Annotated in this window: 15 protein-coding genes and 1 pseudogene; 8 read left to right on the forward strand and 8 right to left on the reverse strand. The window is 72.1% G+C overall.

From position 1 onward, the window contains the following. Positions 1–86: 86 nt before the first annotated feature. The 3 genes and pseudogenes from ACZ3KP_RS03590 to ACZ3KP_RS03600 form a co-directional block, all read right to left on the reverse strand. A complete protein-coding gene (locus ACZ3KP_RS03590; protein WP_467495976.1) occupies positions 87–1,817 on the reverse strand; it encodes a hypothetical protein in 1,731 nt (576 codons plus the stop codon). Between the two features lie 224 nt (positions 1,818–2,041). Continuing rightward, the gene (locus ACZ3KP_RS03595; protein WP_467495978.1) at positions 2,042–2,197 is read right to left on the reverse strand and encodes a hypothetical protein; all 156 of its coding nucleotides are present in this window, start codon (positions 2,195–2,197) and stop codon (positions 2,042–2,044) included. 178 nt (positions 2,198–2,375) lie between these two features. Then, positions 2,376–3,026, reverse strand: a pseudogene (locus tag ACZ3KP_RS03600) (amidohydrolase); the annotation flags it as partial. Between the two features lie 142 nt (positions 3,027–3,168). Between ACZ3KP_RS03600 and ACZ3KP_RS03605 the strand changes: the two are divergent. Beyond that, on the forward strand, positions 3,169–3,561 hold the full coding sequence (locus ACZ3KP_RS03605) for a VOC family protein (RefSeq protein ID WP_467495980.1): 393 nt from the start codon (positions 3,169–3,171) through the stop codon (positions 3,559–3,561). A 121-nt stretch (positions 3,562–3,682) separates the two neighbouring features. Here the strand turns inward: ACZ3KP_RS03605 and ACZ3KP_RS03610 are convergent, their stop codons facing one another. Further along, positions 3,683–4,696 (reverse strand): glutathione S-transferase family protein, encoded by a 1,014-nt coding sequence (locus ACZ3KP_RS03610; protein ID WP_467495982.1) that lies wholly within the window; start codon positions 4,694–4,696, stop codon positions 3,683–3,685. 80 nt (positions 4,697–4,776) lie between these two features. Between ACZ3KP_RS03610 and ACZ3KP_RS03615 the strand changes: the two genes are divergently transcribed. Beyond that, a complete protein-coding gene (locus ACZ3KP_RS03615; RefSeq protein WP_467495984.1) occupies positions 4,777–5,766 on the forward strand; it encodes a cation diffusion facilitator family transporter in 990 nt (329 codons plus the stop codon). Between the two features lie 123 nt (positions 5,767–5,889). Here ACZ3KP_RS03615 and ACZ3KP_RS03620 read toward each other — a convergent pair whose 3' ends face one another. Next, a complete protein-coding gene (locus ACZ3KP_RS03620; protein WP_358979342.1) occupies positions 5,890–6,330 on the reverse strand; it encodes a nitroreductase family deazaflavin-dependent oxidoreductase in 441 nt (146 codons plus the stop codon). 99 nt (positions 6,331–6,429) lie between these two features. After that, on the reverse strand, positions 6,430–7,062 hold the full coding sequence (locus ACZ3KP_RS03625) for a LysE family transporter (RefSeq protein ID WP_467495986.1): 633 nt from the start codon (positions 7,060–7,062) through the stop codon (positions 6,430–6,432). Between the two features lie 290 nt (positions 7,063–7,352). Here ACZ3KP_RS03625 and ACZ3KP_RS03630 point away from each other — a divergent pair, with 290 nt between their 5' ends. Next, positions 7,353–8,588 (forward strand): cytochrome P450, encoded by a 1,236-nt coding sequence (locus ACZ3KP_RS03630; RefSeq protein ID WP_467495988.1) that lies wholly within the window; start codon positions 7,353–7,355, stop codon positions 8,586–8,588. A 12-nt stretch (positions 8,589–8,600) separates the two neighbouring features. After that, a complete protein-coding gene (locus ACZ3KP_RS03635; protein ID WP_467495990.1) occupies positions 8,601–8,801 on the forward strand; it encodes a ferredoxin in 201 nt (66 codons plus the stop codon). Between the two features lie 96 nt (positions 8,802–8,897). Here the strand turns inward: ACZ3KP_RS03635 and ACZ3KP_RS03640 are convergent, their stop codons facing one another. Next, positions 8,898–9,479: a TetR/AcrR family transcriptional regulator gene (locus ACZ3KP_RS03640; RefSeq protein ID WP_467496763.1), complete on the reverse strand. Its 582-nt coding sequence runs from the start codon at positions 9,477–9,479 to the stop codon at positions 8,898–8,900. A gap of 100 nt (positions 9,480–9,579) precedes the next feature. Between ACZ3KP_RS03640 and ACZ3KP_RS03645 the strand changes: the two genes are divergently transcribed. From ACZ3KP_RS03645 to ACZ3KP_RS03655, 3 genes are all read left to right on the forward strand, one after another. Further along, positions 9,580–10,038, forward strand: a complete 459-nt coding sequence (locus tag ACZ3KP_RS03645; protein WP_467495991.1) for a nuclear transport factor 2 family protein — start codon at positions 9,580–9,582, stop codon at positions 10,036–10,038. A gap of 20 nt (positions 10,039–10,058) precedes the next feature. Next, a complete protein-coding gene (locus ACZ3KP_RS03650) occupies positions 10,059–10,592 on the forward strand; it encodes a flavoprotein (protein ID WP_132894313.1) in 534 nt (177 codons plus the stop codon). A 92-nt stretch (positions 10,593–10,684) separates the two neighbouring features. Beyond that, positions 10,685–11,653, forward strand: coding sequence for an aldo/keto reductase (locus ACZ3KP_RS03655; RefSeq protein ID WP_467495993.1), 969 nt, complete (start codon positions 10,685–10,687; stop codon positions 11,651–11,653). 21 nt (positions 11,654–11,674) lie between these two features. Here ACZ3KP_RS03655 and ACZ3KP_RS03660 read toward each other — a convergent pair whose 3' ends face one another. Further along, positions 11,675–12,457: a phytanoyl-CoA dioxygenase family protein gene (locus ACZ3KP_RS03660; RefSeq protein WP_467495995.1), complete on the reverse strand. Its 783-nt coding sequence runs from the start codon at positions 12,455–12,457 to the stop codon at positions 11,675–11,677. Between the two features lie 69 nt (positions 12,458–12,526). Here ACZ3KP_RS03660 and ACZ3KP_RS03665 point away from each other — a divergent pair, with 69 nt between their 5' ends. Then, positions 12,527–13,465, forward strand: a complete 939-nt coding sequence (locus ACZ3KP_RS03665; protein WP_467495996.1) for a helix-turn-helix domain-containing protein — start codon at positions 12,527–12,529, stop codon at positions 13,463–13,465. Positions 13,466–13,887 lie beyond the last annotated feature (422 nt).

Consider the following 13,887-nt stretch of genomic DNA (forward strand, 5'->3'; position numbering starts at 1 on the left):
CGGCCCGCCGGTATGAGCCCGGTCGCCACGCTGCCCGGTCGGTCACCCGACCGGGCAGCGGCGTCTTCCCGACCCGGGACGAGGTGTCAGCCGTCGAGCCAGTCGCCCTGGACGCCCGAGGGACGGTATCCCGTGGCGTTCCAGAGGAAGTGCGGGTGGGCGCAGGCGAACATGTAGGCCAGCAGCGCGGTGTCCTCCCGCCCGGTCGCGGGGTCGTGCAGGGCGTGGAACCTCTCGGACCCGACCACGCCGGCGTCCTGCTGGATCTCACGGGCGCGGTCCGGGTTCGTCGCGGCGCTCGATGCCTCCACGGCGGCGACGTAGGTGCGGCGCAGGATCTCCCAGGTGCTGTCGGTGTCGCCGTACCAAGGGCCGTGCAGCGCCTCGAAGGCGTGCAGTTCGGCATCGAAGAGCGCCCACGTCCCGGGGTACTGGGCGCGGCAGCGCGCGGACAGCTCGGCGGTCCTGGGGCTCAGGGCCGGCACGGTGGGCCGCGGGGAGACGGTGAGCGTGGTGCCGTGGGTCAGCAGACCGCTGCACGAGTCGGGCTGCAGGTCGCACAGCGGGCATCCGTCCGCCGGCGGGAGGCCCTGGGTGATGCCGTCGAACCACAGGGCGTGGCGGCCCGTGAGCCCCATCCAGACGATGGTGGTGGTCATCAGCCAGGTGTTCCACATCGGGCGGTGCGCCTCGGGCATGCAGCCGTACTTGACGATGGCTATCGCGCAGGCGGCGTAGAGGGCCTTGGTGTGGGTGGGCATCTCGGCGAGCCAGAAGTTGCTGATCTCGCCGGTGAGGGCGTCGGCCCGGACGTCTGCCATGTCGTCGATGACGCGGCACAGCAGCAGGGAGGCGAGGTTCTCCTCCTGCCAGAGTTCGGCGTCGGGCGCGACGTGCCAGAACAGGCAGTCCAGCATCTGCAGGACCGAATAGGTGCTCTGGCCGAGCGGGTTGGTCTGGGGGAGCACCACGTTGCCCGCGTGGTGCTGTCGCAGCCAGTACTCGTCGACGGACCGCTTGTGGGCCGCGAAGAGTCCGGAGACCAGGGCCCGGGCGCTGTTGGTGCTGAAGTTCTCGGCGAGGCGGTCCTCGACGTGCTGGGTGAGGCGCGTGGTGTCGATGGTGTCGATCACGCGTTTGTACTCGTGGAAGACGAGGATGTCGTCCTCGAAGCGGTGGCGGTGGCCCAGGTCCTGTTCCAGGTCGTTCATCTGCCGCGTCCAGGACCAGCCACCGGTCAGGACACTGTCGAGTTCCCGACGGTAGGGCCAGTTCTTGACGGCGAGGGGGCGACCGGCGCTCTGCCGCCAGCGGTAGTCGGCCGGCGTGCGTGCCGGGGGCGTGGGCAGCCGGCGGCACAGGAGGCAGGCGCAGGCGGCGGTCTGCTCCTCCTCGCGCGGCGGGGTGAGCGCGCGGGTCCGCCAGGCCCCCTCCAGCATCAGGCAGGTCAGCCGGCAGAGTTCCGCATCGGTGGCGACCTGGGGGAAGGCCGCTTCGATCAGGCGCAGGCTGGTGTCGAGGTGCCGCAGCCTGGCGTAGCCCTCCTCGTCGGGCGGGAGGAAGGCGCGCTGCGCCAGGTGGAGGGCCCCGTCCACCCGCAGGGTGGTGCCGGGGTGCGGGGAGCCGAGCGCGTCCAGCCGCCGTCGGGCGGCGTTCTGGCACCTCCGGTACTGCTCCGTGCTCCCGTTGACGCCTCGCGCCAAGAGACCGGCCAGGATCTCCCCTGCCTGAGGGGGCTGGATCCCGGTGCTCGGCCGCGCCGGGGCCGAGCTGTCGGCGGACGCCTCGGGAACTGCACCTGCACCCTGGGAATGCACACCTGTCTCCTTCGAACTGTGGTCATGGCAACGGAATCGACCGACCGTGGTCGTCGGCCGGTCGATTCCGGGAAGCGAACGGGCGCGCCGGGCGCGCCGGGTGCACGGCCCGCCGCGTGGCAGGCCGAGGAAGTGGAGCGGGCCGCCCGGCCCTTCGGGGCCGCACCGCCTCGTGCCGGCCGGTCGCCGGACGCGGCGAACCGCTTCTCGTCGCAGCGCTGCCGCTACCGGACGGGCACCCGCGTCGCCGTCTCAGCCCAGGCGTGCGGACGCGTCAGGACGGCCGCCCGCGGCGGCTCCTCCGACGTGCTGCGCGTGTGCTCCGGCCGCTCGCTGACGGGGGTGGCGAAGGGCAGGTCGAAGGTGACGTCCTGGGGCATGTGTTTCCTTCCGGGCGACAGAGCGCAGAGTCCCCCCGTCCCTGCGGACGGGTGGCCTGCCGGCCACCCGTGCACTCGAACTGGCCTTCGTGGCTCGAAAGTTGAGCCGTGAAGCGCTACGAGGCTGCCCAGAGCGTAAATGATCTACGCGCGGCCCGGCCGTGATGTGTGTTACTGCTCACGCCTCCTGAGCCGAGTACACTCGCGCGCCCCCGACGTACGTGTGCGCGACGCGCGCGTCCGCGATGCCCTCCGGGGGGCCGGCGAACGGATCGCGATCCAGGACCACCAGGTCCGCCAGTGCCCCGGCCGCCACCCGGCCGGTGTCGTCGAGGTGGTTCACGTACGCCGATCCGGCCGTGTACGCCGTGAGCGCCGCCATGAGGCTCAGCCGCTGCTCCGGCAGGAACACCGGCGCGTCGCCGCCCGGTTCGACCCGGTTCACAGCCACATGGATGCCCTGGAGCGGGTCGGGGCTGCTCACCGGCCAGTCGCTGCCGGCCGCGAGGCGCGCCCCAGAGCGCAGCAGCGACCCGAAGGGGTACTGCCGCCCGGCCCGTTCGGCGCCCAGGAAGGGAATGGTCAGCTCGTCCAGCTGCGGTTCGTGCGCGGCCCACAGCGGCTGGATGTTGGCGGTGGCGCCGAGCTGGGCGAAGCGCGGTACGTCGGCGGGGTGCACGACCTGGAGGTGTGCCAGGTGGGGTCGCGTGTCGCGGGGGCCGTTGGCGGTCCGGGCCGCCTCGACGGCGTCCAGCGCGTCGCGTACCGCCCGGTCGCCCAGCGCATGGAAGTGGCACTGGAAGCCGAGCGCGTCCAACGGGGGGACGTGCGGCCATGACCGCACAGCCCGCACGCAGTGCCGAACAGCGCAAGCAGGACGGGCGATCCGATGCGTGGCGGCGGGTGGCCGGCGGCTGACTGAACGCCGTCATCGGGGACAGACGCACGGGGAGACCTTCCAGGGAGGAAGCATGGCACTGGTGACCGCGGCCGTCGTGGTGCTCGACTGCGCCGAACCCGAGAAACTCGCCCATTTCTACCGGCAGTTGCTGGAGGGCGAGGAGAGCGACGCGAACGCCAACCTCGTCGAGATCCGCGCCGCCGACGGTGTCCGGATCGCCTTCCGGCGTGACGTAAACGCCACCCCGCCCAGCTGGCCCCGCCCCGAGAACTCCCTCCAGGCCCATCTCGTGCTCCTGGTCGAGGACCTCGACGAGGCGGAGCGCCGGGTGGTCGGTCTCGGCGGACGGCCGATCGAGACGAAGGACGCTGCAGGGCCGTACGAGGAACGGGGCTACGCCGACCCGGCCGGACACTCCTTCACCCTGCGCCTGGTACCCACCGCGGCCCCCAAGCAGGGCTGAACCCGCGTCACGGCCGCCTTTTCCGGCCGTCGGCCGCACTCCGCCGGAGTGCCCGACGGCCGTCGCTCCGGCGTGACCTCCTCGCCGCGCACTGCTCCGGGCCGTGCCGTCCTCGGGGTTCTCAGGGGCGTCCGGGCGCCGGGATCTCCTCGGCCGCCGGTACCGGGCCGGGCGGTGTCCCGTCCCCGAAGGGCCGGCCGCCGAGTTCCTCCCGGTGATGGGGCGTCAGCCACCCGGCAGTGTCCGGGCCGAGGGGCACGATCCCGGTCGGGTTGATCCCGGTGTGGACCTGGTAGTAGTGCCGTTTGATGTGGTCGAAGTCGACGGTGTCACCGAATCCCGGTGTCTGGTAGAGGTCCCTGACGTACCCCCACAGCACCGGCTGCTCCGCCAGCTTCCAGCGGTTGCACTTGAAGTGGCCGTGGTAGACGGCGTCGAACCGCACCAGCGTGGTGAACAGCCGGATGTCGGCCTCCGTGATGGTGTCCCCGACCAGGTAGCGCTGCCCGGCCAGCCGACCGGCGAGCGCTTCGAGCCGCCGGAACACCCCGGTGCAGGCCGCCTCGTACTCCTCCTGGGTGTGCGCGAACCCGGCACGGTACACGCCGTTGTTGAGGTCCTCGTACACCTCCGCCATCACGGTGTCGATCTCGTCCCGGTGCCGCTGCGGGTAGAGGTCGGGTGCCCCGGGCCGGTGCAGCGCCGTCCACTCGGTGGCCAGGTCCAGGGTCAGCTGCTGGTAGTCGTTGGTGACCAGTCGCCCGCTCGGCACGTCGACGACGGCCGGCACGCTCACCCCGCCCGGGTATCCGGTCTCGCGGCGGTCGTAGGCCTCGCTGAGGTACCGGATGCCCAGCACCGGGTCACGGCCGTCCGGGTCGAGGGTGAAGCGCCAGCTGCGGTCGTCCTGGATCGGGTCGGCGACCGCGAGCGACAGGGCGTCCTCCAGACCGAGCAGCCGCCGCGCGACCAGTGCCCGGCTCGCCCAGGGGCAGGCGCGGCTCACCACCAGCCGGTAGCGCCCGGCCGCCACCGGCCAGCCGTCCCGCCCGTCCGCGGTGATCCGGTCCGAGAAGTGGCTGCGGGACCGGGAGAACGCCTTGTGCCCGAGTGCGCTGTTGCCGTCGTCGCTCATGTCTCCTCCTTGCCCCCGATGGTGCCCGATTACCGCCGCCCGCACGGTGTGATCAGCGCACGGCGGGGCAGTCGGCGGTCGTGAGTGGGACTTCATCGAAAGAAGAATCGAAAGACGATGCGAACCAGTCGACCTCCGACAGCAGGACCCGTCTGACGGTGTTCGTGGCGCTCGCGGCCAACCTGGTGATCGCGGCCGCCAAGGCCGTCGGCGGGGTCGTCGCCGGGTCGCCCGCACTGCTCTCCGAGGCCGCGCACTCGGTCGCCGACAGCTTCAACGAGGTGTTCCTGCTGGCCGCCCTGCGCCGCAGCCGCCGCCCCCCGGACGCCCGGCACCCCTTCGGCTACGGCAAGGAGCGGTTCTTCTGGTCCCTGCTCGCGGCCGTCGGAATCTTCGTGATGGGCGGCTGCTTCTCCGTCTTCCAGGGCGTCGAGGCGCTGCGCGACGGCGCGGACGAGACACTGAGCGGCTATGTGGCGGGCCTGATCATGCTCGGCGTGGCCCTGCTCGCGGAGGGCGCGTCCCTGGCGAGGGCGGTGCTCCAGGCCCGCCGGGAGAACCGCGGACTGCGCGACCCGGCGCTGCGCACGGTGGTCGCCGAGGACGGCACCGCGGTGGTCGGCGTCCTCCTCGCGATCGTCGGCATGGCCCTGCACATGGTCACCGGACAGGTCGTCTGGGAGGCGTCGGCCTCGCTGGCCATCGGCGTCCTGCTGGTGTACGTGGCCTACCGGCTCGGCGCCGAGGCCCGTACCCAGCTGATCGGGGAGGCCGCGGACCCGGAGCTGAGCGACAGGATCCGGGAGCAGCTGGCCGGGGAGCCGGAGATCGACACCGTGGAAGCCCTGTTCACCATGAAGCTGGGACTGGACTCGACACTCGTCGCGGCCCGGGTCGACCTGGTGCCGGGGCTGGACAGCGAACGGGTGGAGGAGGTCCTGGTGCGCATCAAGGGGTCCCTCGCGGGGGCGTTCGCCGAGACCGACCACATCTTCCTGGACGTCACCGACCGCTCCGCGCAGGAGGCACGGGAAAGCCCCGCCGCGACGGGGGAACGCGGCGGGGCCTGACATTCGGCTGCCCGGGCCCGAAACGGTTCATGCCTCCCGGAAACAGATTTTTCTAAATTCCGACGGTGCCCGGCCTGAAAGGAATCCCGGAACCGTCGGCTCCCCCTCCCGGCCCGCCGGCGGCTACCGCGGCTCCAGGACGAAGACCGGGATCTGCCGGTCCGTCTTCTTCTGGTAGTCCGCGTACGGCGGGTACGCGGCGACGGCGCGCTCCCACCACTCGGCCTTCTCCGCGCCGGTGACCTCACGGGCGGTCATGTCCTGCTTGACCGGCCCGTCCTGGAGCTCGACGTGCGGCTGGGACTTCACGTTGAAGTACCAGACGGGGTGCTTGGGAGCGCCGCCCTGCGAGGCGACCACCGCGTACTTCCCGTCGTGCTCCACCCGCATCAGGGGGGTCTTGCGGATCTTGCCGCTCTTCGCGCCCAGGGTGGTCAGCAGGATGACGGGCAGCCCGGTGTCCATCAGGGTGTTGCCCTCCGTCCCGCCCGAGCTCTCGTACAACTCGACCTGCTCCCGCACCCACGCGGTCGGGCTGGGCTCGTACTCGCCCTCAAGAGGCATGAGGTCCGTCCCCTCGTCTCTTCCGTCACTGACAGCATGATTCAACACCGGGAGTGCCCCGGTTTCATCCGCACGACACCGACCCGGGCGTGGCCGGCCTCAGCCGGACGCCAGCGCCACCCGCGCGGCGAGGCCCAGCATCACGCAGCTCGACAGGAGCGCCGTGACCAGCCGCCCCCGGTGCCCGGTCAGCGCCCGCCCGAGCAGGGCTCCGCCGCCCGCCAGCAACAGCTGCCAGCTCGCGGACGCGGCGAAGGCCGCGAGGACGAACACGGCCTGATCCAGCGCCGGTACGGCGGCGGCCGAACGGGTGCCGACCACCAGCGCCGCGAAGTAGATCACCGTGGTGGGGTTGAGCAGAGTGATCCCGAGGAGGCCGAGAAACGCCCGTCCGGGGCCGGGTACCGGCCGCTCGGTCCGGGTCGCCAGGTGCCGCCTTCGGTACTGGCTCACCGCGAGGGCCGCCCCGCGCGCCGCGAGGGCCACCAGGACCAGCGCCGAGAGCAGGCGCAGCGGCGTCAGCACCGGCAGCAGCGCGGCCGCGAGCGCAGCCCCGCCGACCGCGGCGAGCAGCGCGTACAGACCGTCCGCGCCGGCGACGCCGAGCGCGGCGCAGACGCCGGTCCGCAGGGACGTGCGGGCCGTGAGGGACACTAGATATGTGCCGACCGCGCCGACCGGGACGGCGATCCCGTACCCGGCGAGCAGGCCGGCGACGAGCGCGGCCGTCACGGGCGTGCGGGCTCGGGCCTCCAGGGGCGCTCCGGCTGCTGCCGACCCGGCACCGTACGGACGGTGGCGGTCAGCGGCATACGGGCGTCAGGAGTGGTCATGCGCAGATCCTGTGGTCCTCGCCGCCGTACCGGCAAGCGAATTTCGGCGCGGAACCGTCCCCCGACCGTACCTGGTTCGGCCAGATCGGCCGATTCACCGATCTGGCCGAACTTGCGGTCGACCCATAGGTGCCTGAAGCATCTAATGAAGATCGGCACGACGTACGACTTTCGTCTGCGAGGTCTTCCATGAACGAACTGACGGACCTGGGGGCGGCCACGCCCCCCGCGCCGGCCGCAGCCGTGGCCTGGCCGCAGGACCGCACGTGCCCCTACCACCCGCCGTCCGCCTACGACCCCCTGCGCGAGGAGCGGCCGCTCTCCCGCGCGACCCTGTTCGACGGCCGCCCCGTCTGGATGGTCACCGGACACGCCACGGCCCGCGCGCTGCTCTCCGACGCCCGGCTCTCCAGCGACCGCCGACGGCCCGCGTTCCCCATGCCGACGGAACGGGCCGCCGGGATCCGTGACCGCAGGATCGCCCTGCTGGGCACGGACGACCCCGAACACCAGACCAAGCGCCGGATGATGATCCCGGCCTTCACCGTCAAACGTGCCACCCGGATGCGCCCGTCCATCCAGCGGATCGTCGACGGACTGCTCGACACGATGATCGCCGCGGGGCCGCCCGCCGACCTGGTGAGCTCCTTCGCCCTGCCCGTGCCGTCCATGGTCATCTGCGACCTGCTCGGCGTGCCCTACGCCGACCACGAGTTCTTCGAGGCGCAGTCCAGGCGGCTGCTGCGCGGCCCGACGGCCGAGGACTCGATGGCGGCCCGCACCGAGCTGGAGGACTACCTGGGCACCCTGGTCGACGGCAGGGAGAAGGACACCCTCCCCGGCGACGGCCTCCTCGACGAACTCGTCCACGAGCGGCTCGCGAGCGGCGAGCTGGAGCGGGCCGAGCTCCTCTCGCTGGCCATGATCCTGCTGGTCGCCGGGCACGAGACCACCGCCAACATGATCTCGCTCGGTACCTTCACCCTGCTCCGGAACCCCGAGCGGCTGGCCGAACTGCGCGCCGACCCCACGCTGATGCCCGCCGCCGTCGAGGAACTGATGCGGATGCTGTCCATCACCGACGGCCTGCTCCGGGTCGCCCTGGAGGACATCGAGGTGGCCGGCACCACCATCCGCGAGGGCGACGGCGTGCTCTTCGCGACCTCGGTCATCAACCGCGACGAGTCCGTCTACGACGACCCCGACACCCTCGACTGGCACCGCCCGGCCCGGCACCACGTGGGCTTCGGCTTCGGCATCCACCAGTGCCTGGGCCAGAACCTCGCCCGCGCCGAGCTGGAGATCGCGCTCACCTCCCTGTGGGAGCGGCTGCCGGACCTGCGGCTCGCCGCACCCCCGGAGACGATCCCCTTCAAACCCGGCGACACGATCCAGGGGATGCTGGAACTCCCCGTGACCTGGTAGGAGGCTCCTGCCATGCACATCGAGATCGACAGAGACGTCTGTATCGGCGCCGGGCAGTGCGCCCTGACGGCCCCCAGCGTGTTCACCCAGGACGACGACGGCTTCAGCGCCCTGCTGCCCGGCATGGCCGACGGCGGCGGCGACCCACTCGTCAAGGAGGCGGCCCGCGCCTGCCCGGTCAACGCCATCACGGTCGAGGAGCCGACGGGCTAGGCACCGTCGGCGCGTCCAGTACCGCCAGTTCGAGGCCCCGGAGCCGGGCCGGGCCGGCGATCACCTCGTACGCCGTCACCCGGTCGCCCTCGACGGTCACCCGCAGGACGTGCGGCAGGTGGCCGCGCGGCCCGCGCGCAGCAGCTCAGCGGCCGCCGCTCGTGCCTCGGCGGCGGGCGCCGTGCTCCCGGTGATGCCGGCGGTCACCATCGCCCCCTCCGCCAGCAGGAACAGCGGCCCGGTGAGCGCGGCGTCCAGCCCCGCGTCGGCCACGAGTCCCGTGAGGTAGTCCCGGAACGCCTGTTTGTGGTCCCGGACCCGGGCCGCCACCCGTTCGGAGGTGGCACCCAGTTCGCCGTACGCGTTGATCCAGGCGCACCCCCGGAAGTCCGCCTCGCCGAACCAGGTCTCCAGCCAGTCGAACACGGCGAGCGGCCGCTCCCGCGCGTCGCCCTGCCGTTCGACGTGCGCGGAGAGCCGCTGCCGCCAGCGCACGTCGCGCCGCTCCAGATAGGCGACCACGAGCTCCTCCTTCGCGGGAAAGAGCTGGTAGAGCCGTTTGAGCGAGACCCCGGAGGCGCCGCGTACGTCGTCCATGCCGACGGACTGCACCCCGCGCCCGTAGAACAGCCGCTCGGCCGCGTCCAGAGCCTGCTCGCGGGCGACCGCGCTGTCCATGGCCATTGACGGACCACACCCTTCCTTGACGCGAGAACCAGCGTTCTCCTACGGTAGCAGCGACCCGGAGAACGAGCGTTCTCCGTCTGAGGAGGAAACCGTGGCCGACCGTCCGCCCCTGCCGCCGTTCACCCACGAGACCGCGACTCGGAAGGTGCAGGCCGCCGAGGACGCCTGGAACACCCGTGACCCCCAGCGGGTGGCGCTCGCCTACTCCGAGGACTCGGTCTGGCGCAACCGCGGCACCCTCGTCACCGGCCGCGCCGAGATCATCGGGTTCCTCACCGCCAAATGGGCCCGGGAACTCGACTACGCGCTCCGCAAGGACCTGTGGTCCTTCGACGGCGACCGCATCGCGGTCCGCTTCCAGTACGAGTGCCACGACGCGGCCGGCCAGTGGTGGCGGTCGTACGGGAACGAGCTCTGGGAGTTCGACGAGCACGGGCTGATGACCCGGCGCGAGGCGAGCATCAACGACGTCCGGATCGAGGAGCACGAGCGCCGGATCCACGGACCCCGTCCGGAGTCCGAGCGGGGCCGGACGTCTCCGTTGCGGTAGCCCCCGCATACAGTGCCCGGATGACCGATGAGCCCCGTGCGCCCTTCCTCTACCTCGTCGTGTGCGCGGCGGGGGTCGCCGCCGGCGTCGGCCGGCTGATCACGGCGGCCCTGGACCGCGGCTGGGAGGTCGGGGTGATCGCCACGCCGGTCGCCATGAACGGCTTCTTCGACACCGCCGAGGCCGAGGCGCGCACCGGCCGTCCGATCCGCTCGGCCTGGCGGCGGCCCGCCGACCCCCGCCCGTTCCCGCCGCCGGACGCCGTGGCCGTCGCCCCCGCCACCTTCAACACCGTCAACAAGTGGGCCGCCGGGCTCGCCGACACCCTCGCCGTCGGCACCCTGTGCGAGGCCCTCGGCCTGGACGTCCCGATCGCCGTGCTGCCGTGTGTGGCCGACGCGCTGGCCGCGCACCCCGCCTACCAGGAGAGTGTGGCGCGGCTGCGCGGGCTCGGGGTCCGCTTCGCCGACCCGTACGCCACAACGGCCGAAACCGACGGCGGACGCCCCGAGTTCGCCTGGGAGCGGGCGCTGGAGCTGCTGGAGCGCGGCTGACGGCGACCGGTTCCCGTCGGCGTGACAGGAGACCGGCCGGCCGGCCGACGTACGCTCGCTGTAGAACGTGATCTCGACGGTGGGAGTCAACGATGGAGTACGTGAAGCTCGGCCGCACCGGTCTGGACGTGTCCCGGATCTGCCTCGGCTGCATGACCTACGGCCTGCCCGACCGCGGCAACCACGAGTGGACCCTCGACGAGGAGGCGTCCCGCCCGCTCATCCGGCAGGCGCTGGAGGCGGGCATCAACTTCTTCGACACCGCCAACGTCTACTCCGACGGCACCAGTGAGGAGATCGTCGGCAGGGCGCTGCGCGACTTCGCCCGGCGTGACGAGATCGTGCTCGCCACCAAGGTGCACGGCCGGATGCGCCCCGGCCCCAACGGCGGCGGCCTGTCCCGCAAGGCGATCCTCACCGAGATCGACCACAGCCTCACCCGCCTCGGCACCGACTACGTGGACCTGTACCAGATCCACCGTTACGACCACGCCACGCCGATCGAGGAGACGATGGAGGCGCTGCACGACGTCGTCAAGGCGGGCAAGGCGCGTTACATCGGGGCGAGTTCGATGTACGCCTGGGAGTTCTCCAAGGCTCAGTACACGGCAGAGCGGAACGGCTGGACCCGGTTCGTCTCCATGCAGGACCACTACAACCTCCTCTACCGCGAGGAGGAGCGGGAGATGCTGCCGCTCTGCGCCGACCAGGGCGTGGGCGTGCTGCCGTGGAGCCCGCTGGCCCGCGGCCGCCTCACCCGGGACTGGGGCACGGTCACCGGCCGCAGCTCCACCGACGGCTTCGGCAGCACCCTCTACCAGGAGGGCGACCGCGCGATCGTCGAGGCGGTCACCCGCATCGCCGACGACCGCGGTGTCTCCCGCGCCCAGGTGGCCCTGTCCTGGCTCCTCCACCAGGACACGGTGACGGCCCCGATCGTCGGAGCGTCCAAGCCGAACCACCTCGACGACGCGGTGGCGGCGGTCGAACTCCGCCTCAGCGACAAGGAACTGGCGGAACTGGAGCGCCCCTACGGACCCCACCCGATCGCCGGCCACTGAGGGGCCGCCCCCGCGACCGCGTCACAACCGTGACGTCCCGCAGGGCCCCGCCCCCTCGCTCTCCAGCAGGGAGACCCGCTCCCCGCTCATGGTCAACGTCCGGTAGTACCCCCCGATCCGCTCCGCCGACCGTCCCACGTAGTGCCCGATGAACGACCGCCGGAACCGCTCGCCGGAGCGGTTCGGCTGGGAACCGTGCACCAGGCTCCCGTTGAAGAACAGGACGTCCCCCGGAGCCATGTCGACCGGCACCGCCGCGAGCCCCTCCGGCGGTGCCACGTACTCCCGGGCGAACGACAGTCGTTCGTCCGACTCCTCAGGGCAGAACAGGTCCATCCGGTGCGTGCCCGGCACCACCTCCAGGCCCCCGTTCTCCCGGTCGATCGCCTCACACGCGACCCAGGCGGCCACGCAGGTCCCCGGCTCCACCCGCAGATAGAAGTTGTCCTGGTGCAGGGCCTGCCCCCGGGCGCCCGGCGGCTTGAAGTAGAACATGCTCTGCGCGGCCAGCACCTCCTCCCCGAGCAGCCCCTCCAGGACCACTCGCAGCCGCGCGTCCAGCAGGAACCGCCGGGCGACCGGGCTGATCTCGTGCGGCTGCATCACCCGCGGATACCGGTGCAGCGGGTCCGCCGTCGGTCCCGGCTCGAAGTGCCCCGGCACGGGCCGCCCGGCCGCGTGCAGCGCCGCGAACTCCGCGCACAGCGCGTCGATTTCGTCCGCCCCGAACAGACCCCTCACGACGGCGAAGCCGTCCTCCTCGAACTGCCTCAGGATGGTGCTGTCGTTGCCCGTGACTGTCATGACCGTCCTCCTCGTTCGGCTGCCCCCGGGCTGTCACGCTAGGCGGACGAGCCGGGGGAGAGGATGCCCATGAACGCTGAGGACTTGCCCGGAACCGCTGTCCCGGCCCCGCCACCGGGCACGGTCGTCACCGGCCACTACCACCAGCAGACCGGTTACCGGATCAACCGGCCGCAGGGTGCGACCAGTTGGCTGCTCATCTGGACCACGGACGGCGCGGGCCTGATCCGGCAGGGAGCCGTCCGGACCCGGGCCCGCCCCGGCGGCCTGGTCGTCCTCGCGCCCGGCGGCCCGCACAGTTACACGGTCGCCCCCGACGTCGGCCGCTGGGGCTTCTGGTGGACCCACTGCCGGGCCCGCCCCGCCTGGGTCCAGTGGCTGGGCCCGTGCGCCCTCGGTGACGGCGTGTACGCCGTCACCGCCCCGGACGGCAGCCGCACCCGCGTCGAAGCGGCCTTCCAGCGCATGCTCACCGACTCCCGCTGGACCGGCACCGGCGCACCCCCCGAAGGCGGCGGGGCGGTCGCGCGTCCAGCGGGGGAGGACCGCGCCTTCGAGACGGGCGCGGCGGGGGTCGCCGTCGCCCACGGGAGTGCGGCGCGTGAGCTCGCTCTGTGTGCGCTCGAGGAGGTCGTCCTGCTCGCGGTGGCCGGGGCGCGCCGGGCGCCGAGCGGTCCGGACGACCGGGACGGGCGGGTGCGGTGCGCCGAGGAGCTGATCGCCGCCGACCCGGGTGCGCCGCACACCGTCGGCACCCTCGCCGCGCGGGTCGCGCTGTCACCGTCCCGGTTCGCGCACCTCTTCACCCAGCAGACCGGCACAACCCCGATGCGCGCGGTGCGCGAGGCGCGGCTGCGGCACGCCGCCCGCCTGCTGGAGAGCACCGACCTGACCGTCGAGCGGATCGCCGCCGCGTCCGGATTTCCCAGCCCGTTCCACTTCAACCGGGTTTTCCGCGAAAGCCACGGTGTCCCGCCCGGTGCCTACCGTTCCGGCGAACGTCCCTGAATCCATTGGTCATTGGTTCGTGAACGCCGGCGGACGGACGGATGAGGCAGGTCGGGACGTGTTCCAATGGTTGGAGTCATGGCCGCGGCGGTCGGCCGTGAATCCTCGGGGCAATTTCGGTGCCGATACGGCGGGAGGGCCCCGACTCGCTCATTGACGATTCGTCAATTCGGCGCGCCGTCAGGGCATTGCGCAAAACCCGGAGATCCCTTGTTCTGCCCTGCTGGCCTGTGCAAAGGTGTGCCGTGTCGGCATGCGGACCATTGTTTTCACCCTGCATGCGCGAGGCCGCTCCCGTTCGCCCCCCACGCTTCACAAGAGCTGCCGACGGCGGACATGCGAGCGCCGAACCCCCAACAGGCCCGTCCGGTCATGCTGTCGGCCGGGCCGTGTGCCGGTCGCATACCCGACGGTATGCACCG

Source organism: Streptomyces sp. NPDC020958 (assembly GCF_055562175.1).

Bases quoted from the DNA above. Each gene is read 5' to 3' on its own strand.
- ACZ3KP_RS03650 (WP_132894313.1), top strand. From the start codon at position 10,059: ATGACCGATGAGCCCCGTGCGCCCTTCCTCTACCTCGTCGTGTGCGCG.
- ACZ3KP_RS03610 (WP_467495982.1), bottom strand. From the start codon at position 4,696: ATGAGCGACGACGGCAACAGCGCACTCGGGCACAAGGCGTTCTCCCGG.
- ACZ3KP_RS03620 (WP_358979342.1), bottom strand. From the start codon at position 6,330: ATGCCTCTTGAGGGCGAGTACGAGCCCAGCCCGACCGCGTGGGTGCGG.
- ACZ3KP_RS03635 (WP_467495990.1), top strand. From the start codon at position 8,601: ATGCACATCGAGATCGACAGAGACGTCTGTATCGGCGCCGGGCAGTGC.
- ACZ3KP_RS03665 (WP_467495996.1), top strand. From the start codon at position 12,527: ATGAACGCTGAGGACTTGCCCGGAACCGCTGTCCCGGCCCCGCCACCG.
- ACZ3KP_RS03655 (WP_467495993.1), top strand. From the start codon at position 10,685: ATGGAGTACGTGAAGCTCGGCCGCACCGGTCTGGACGTGTCCCGGATC.
- ACZ3KP_RS03640 (WP_467496763.1), bottom strand. From the start codon at position 9,479: ATGGACAGCGCGGTCGCCCGCGAGCAGGCTCTGGACGCGGCCGAGCGG.
- ACZ3KP_RS03630 (WP_467495988.1), top strand. From the start codon at position 7,353: ATGAACGAACTGACGGACCTGGGGGCGGCCACGCCCCCCGCGCCGGCC.
- ACZ3KP_RS03660 (WP_467495995.1), bottom strand. From the start codon at position 12,457: ATGACAGTCACGGGCAACGACAGCACCATCCTGAGGCAGTTCGAGGAG.
- ACZ3KP_RS03595 (WP_467495978.1), bottom strand. From the start codon at position 2,197: ATGCCCCAGGACGTCACCTTCGACCTGCCCTTCGCCACCCCCGTCAGC.
- ACZ3KP_RS03605 (WP_467495980.1), top strand. From the start codon at position 3,169: ATGGCACTGGTGACCGCGGCCGTCGTGGTGCTCGACTGCGCCGAACCC.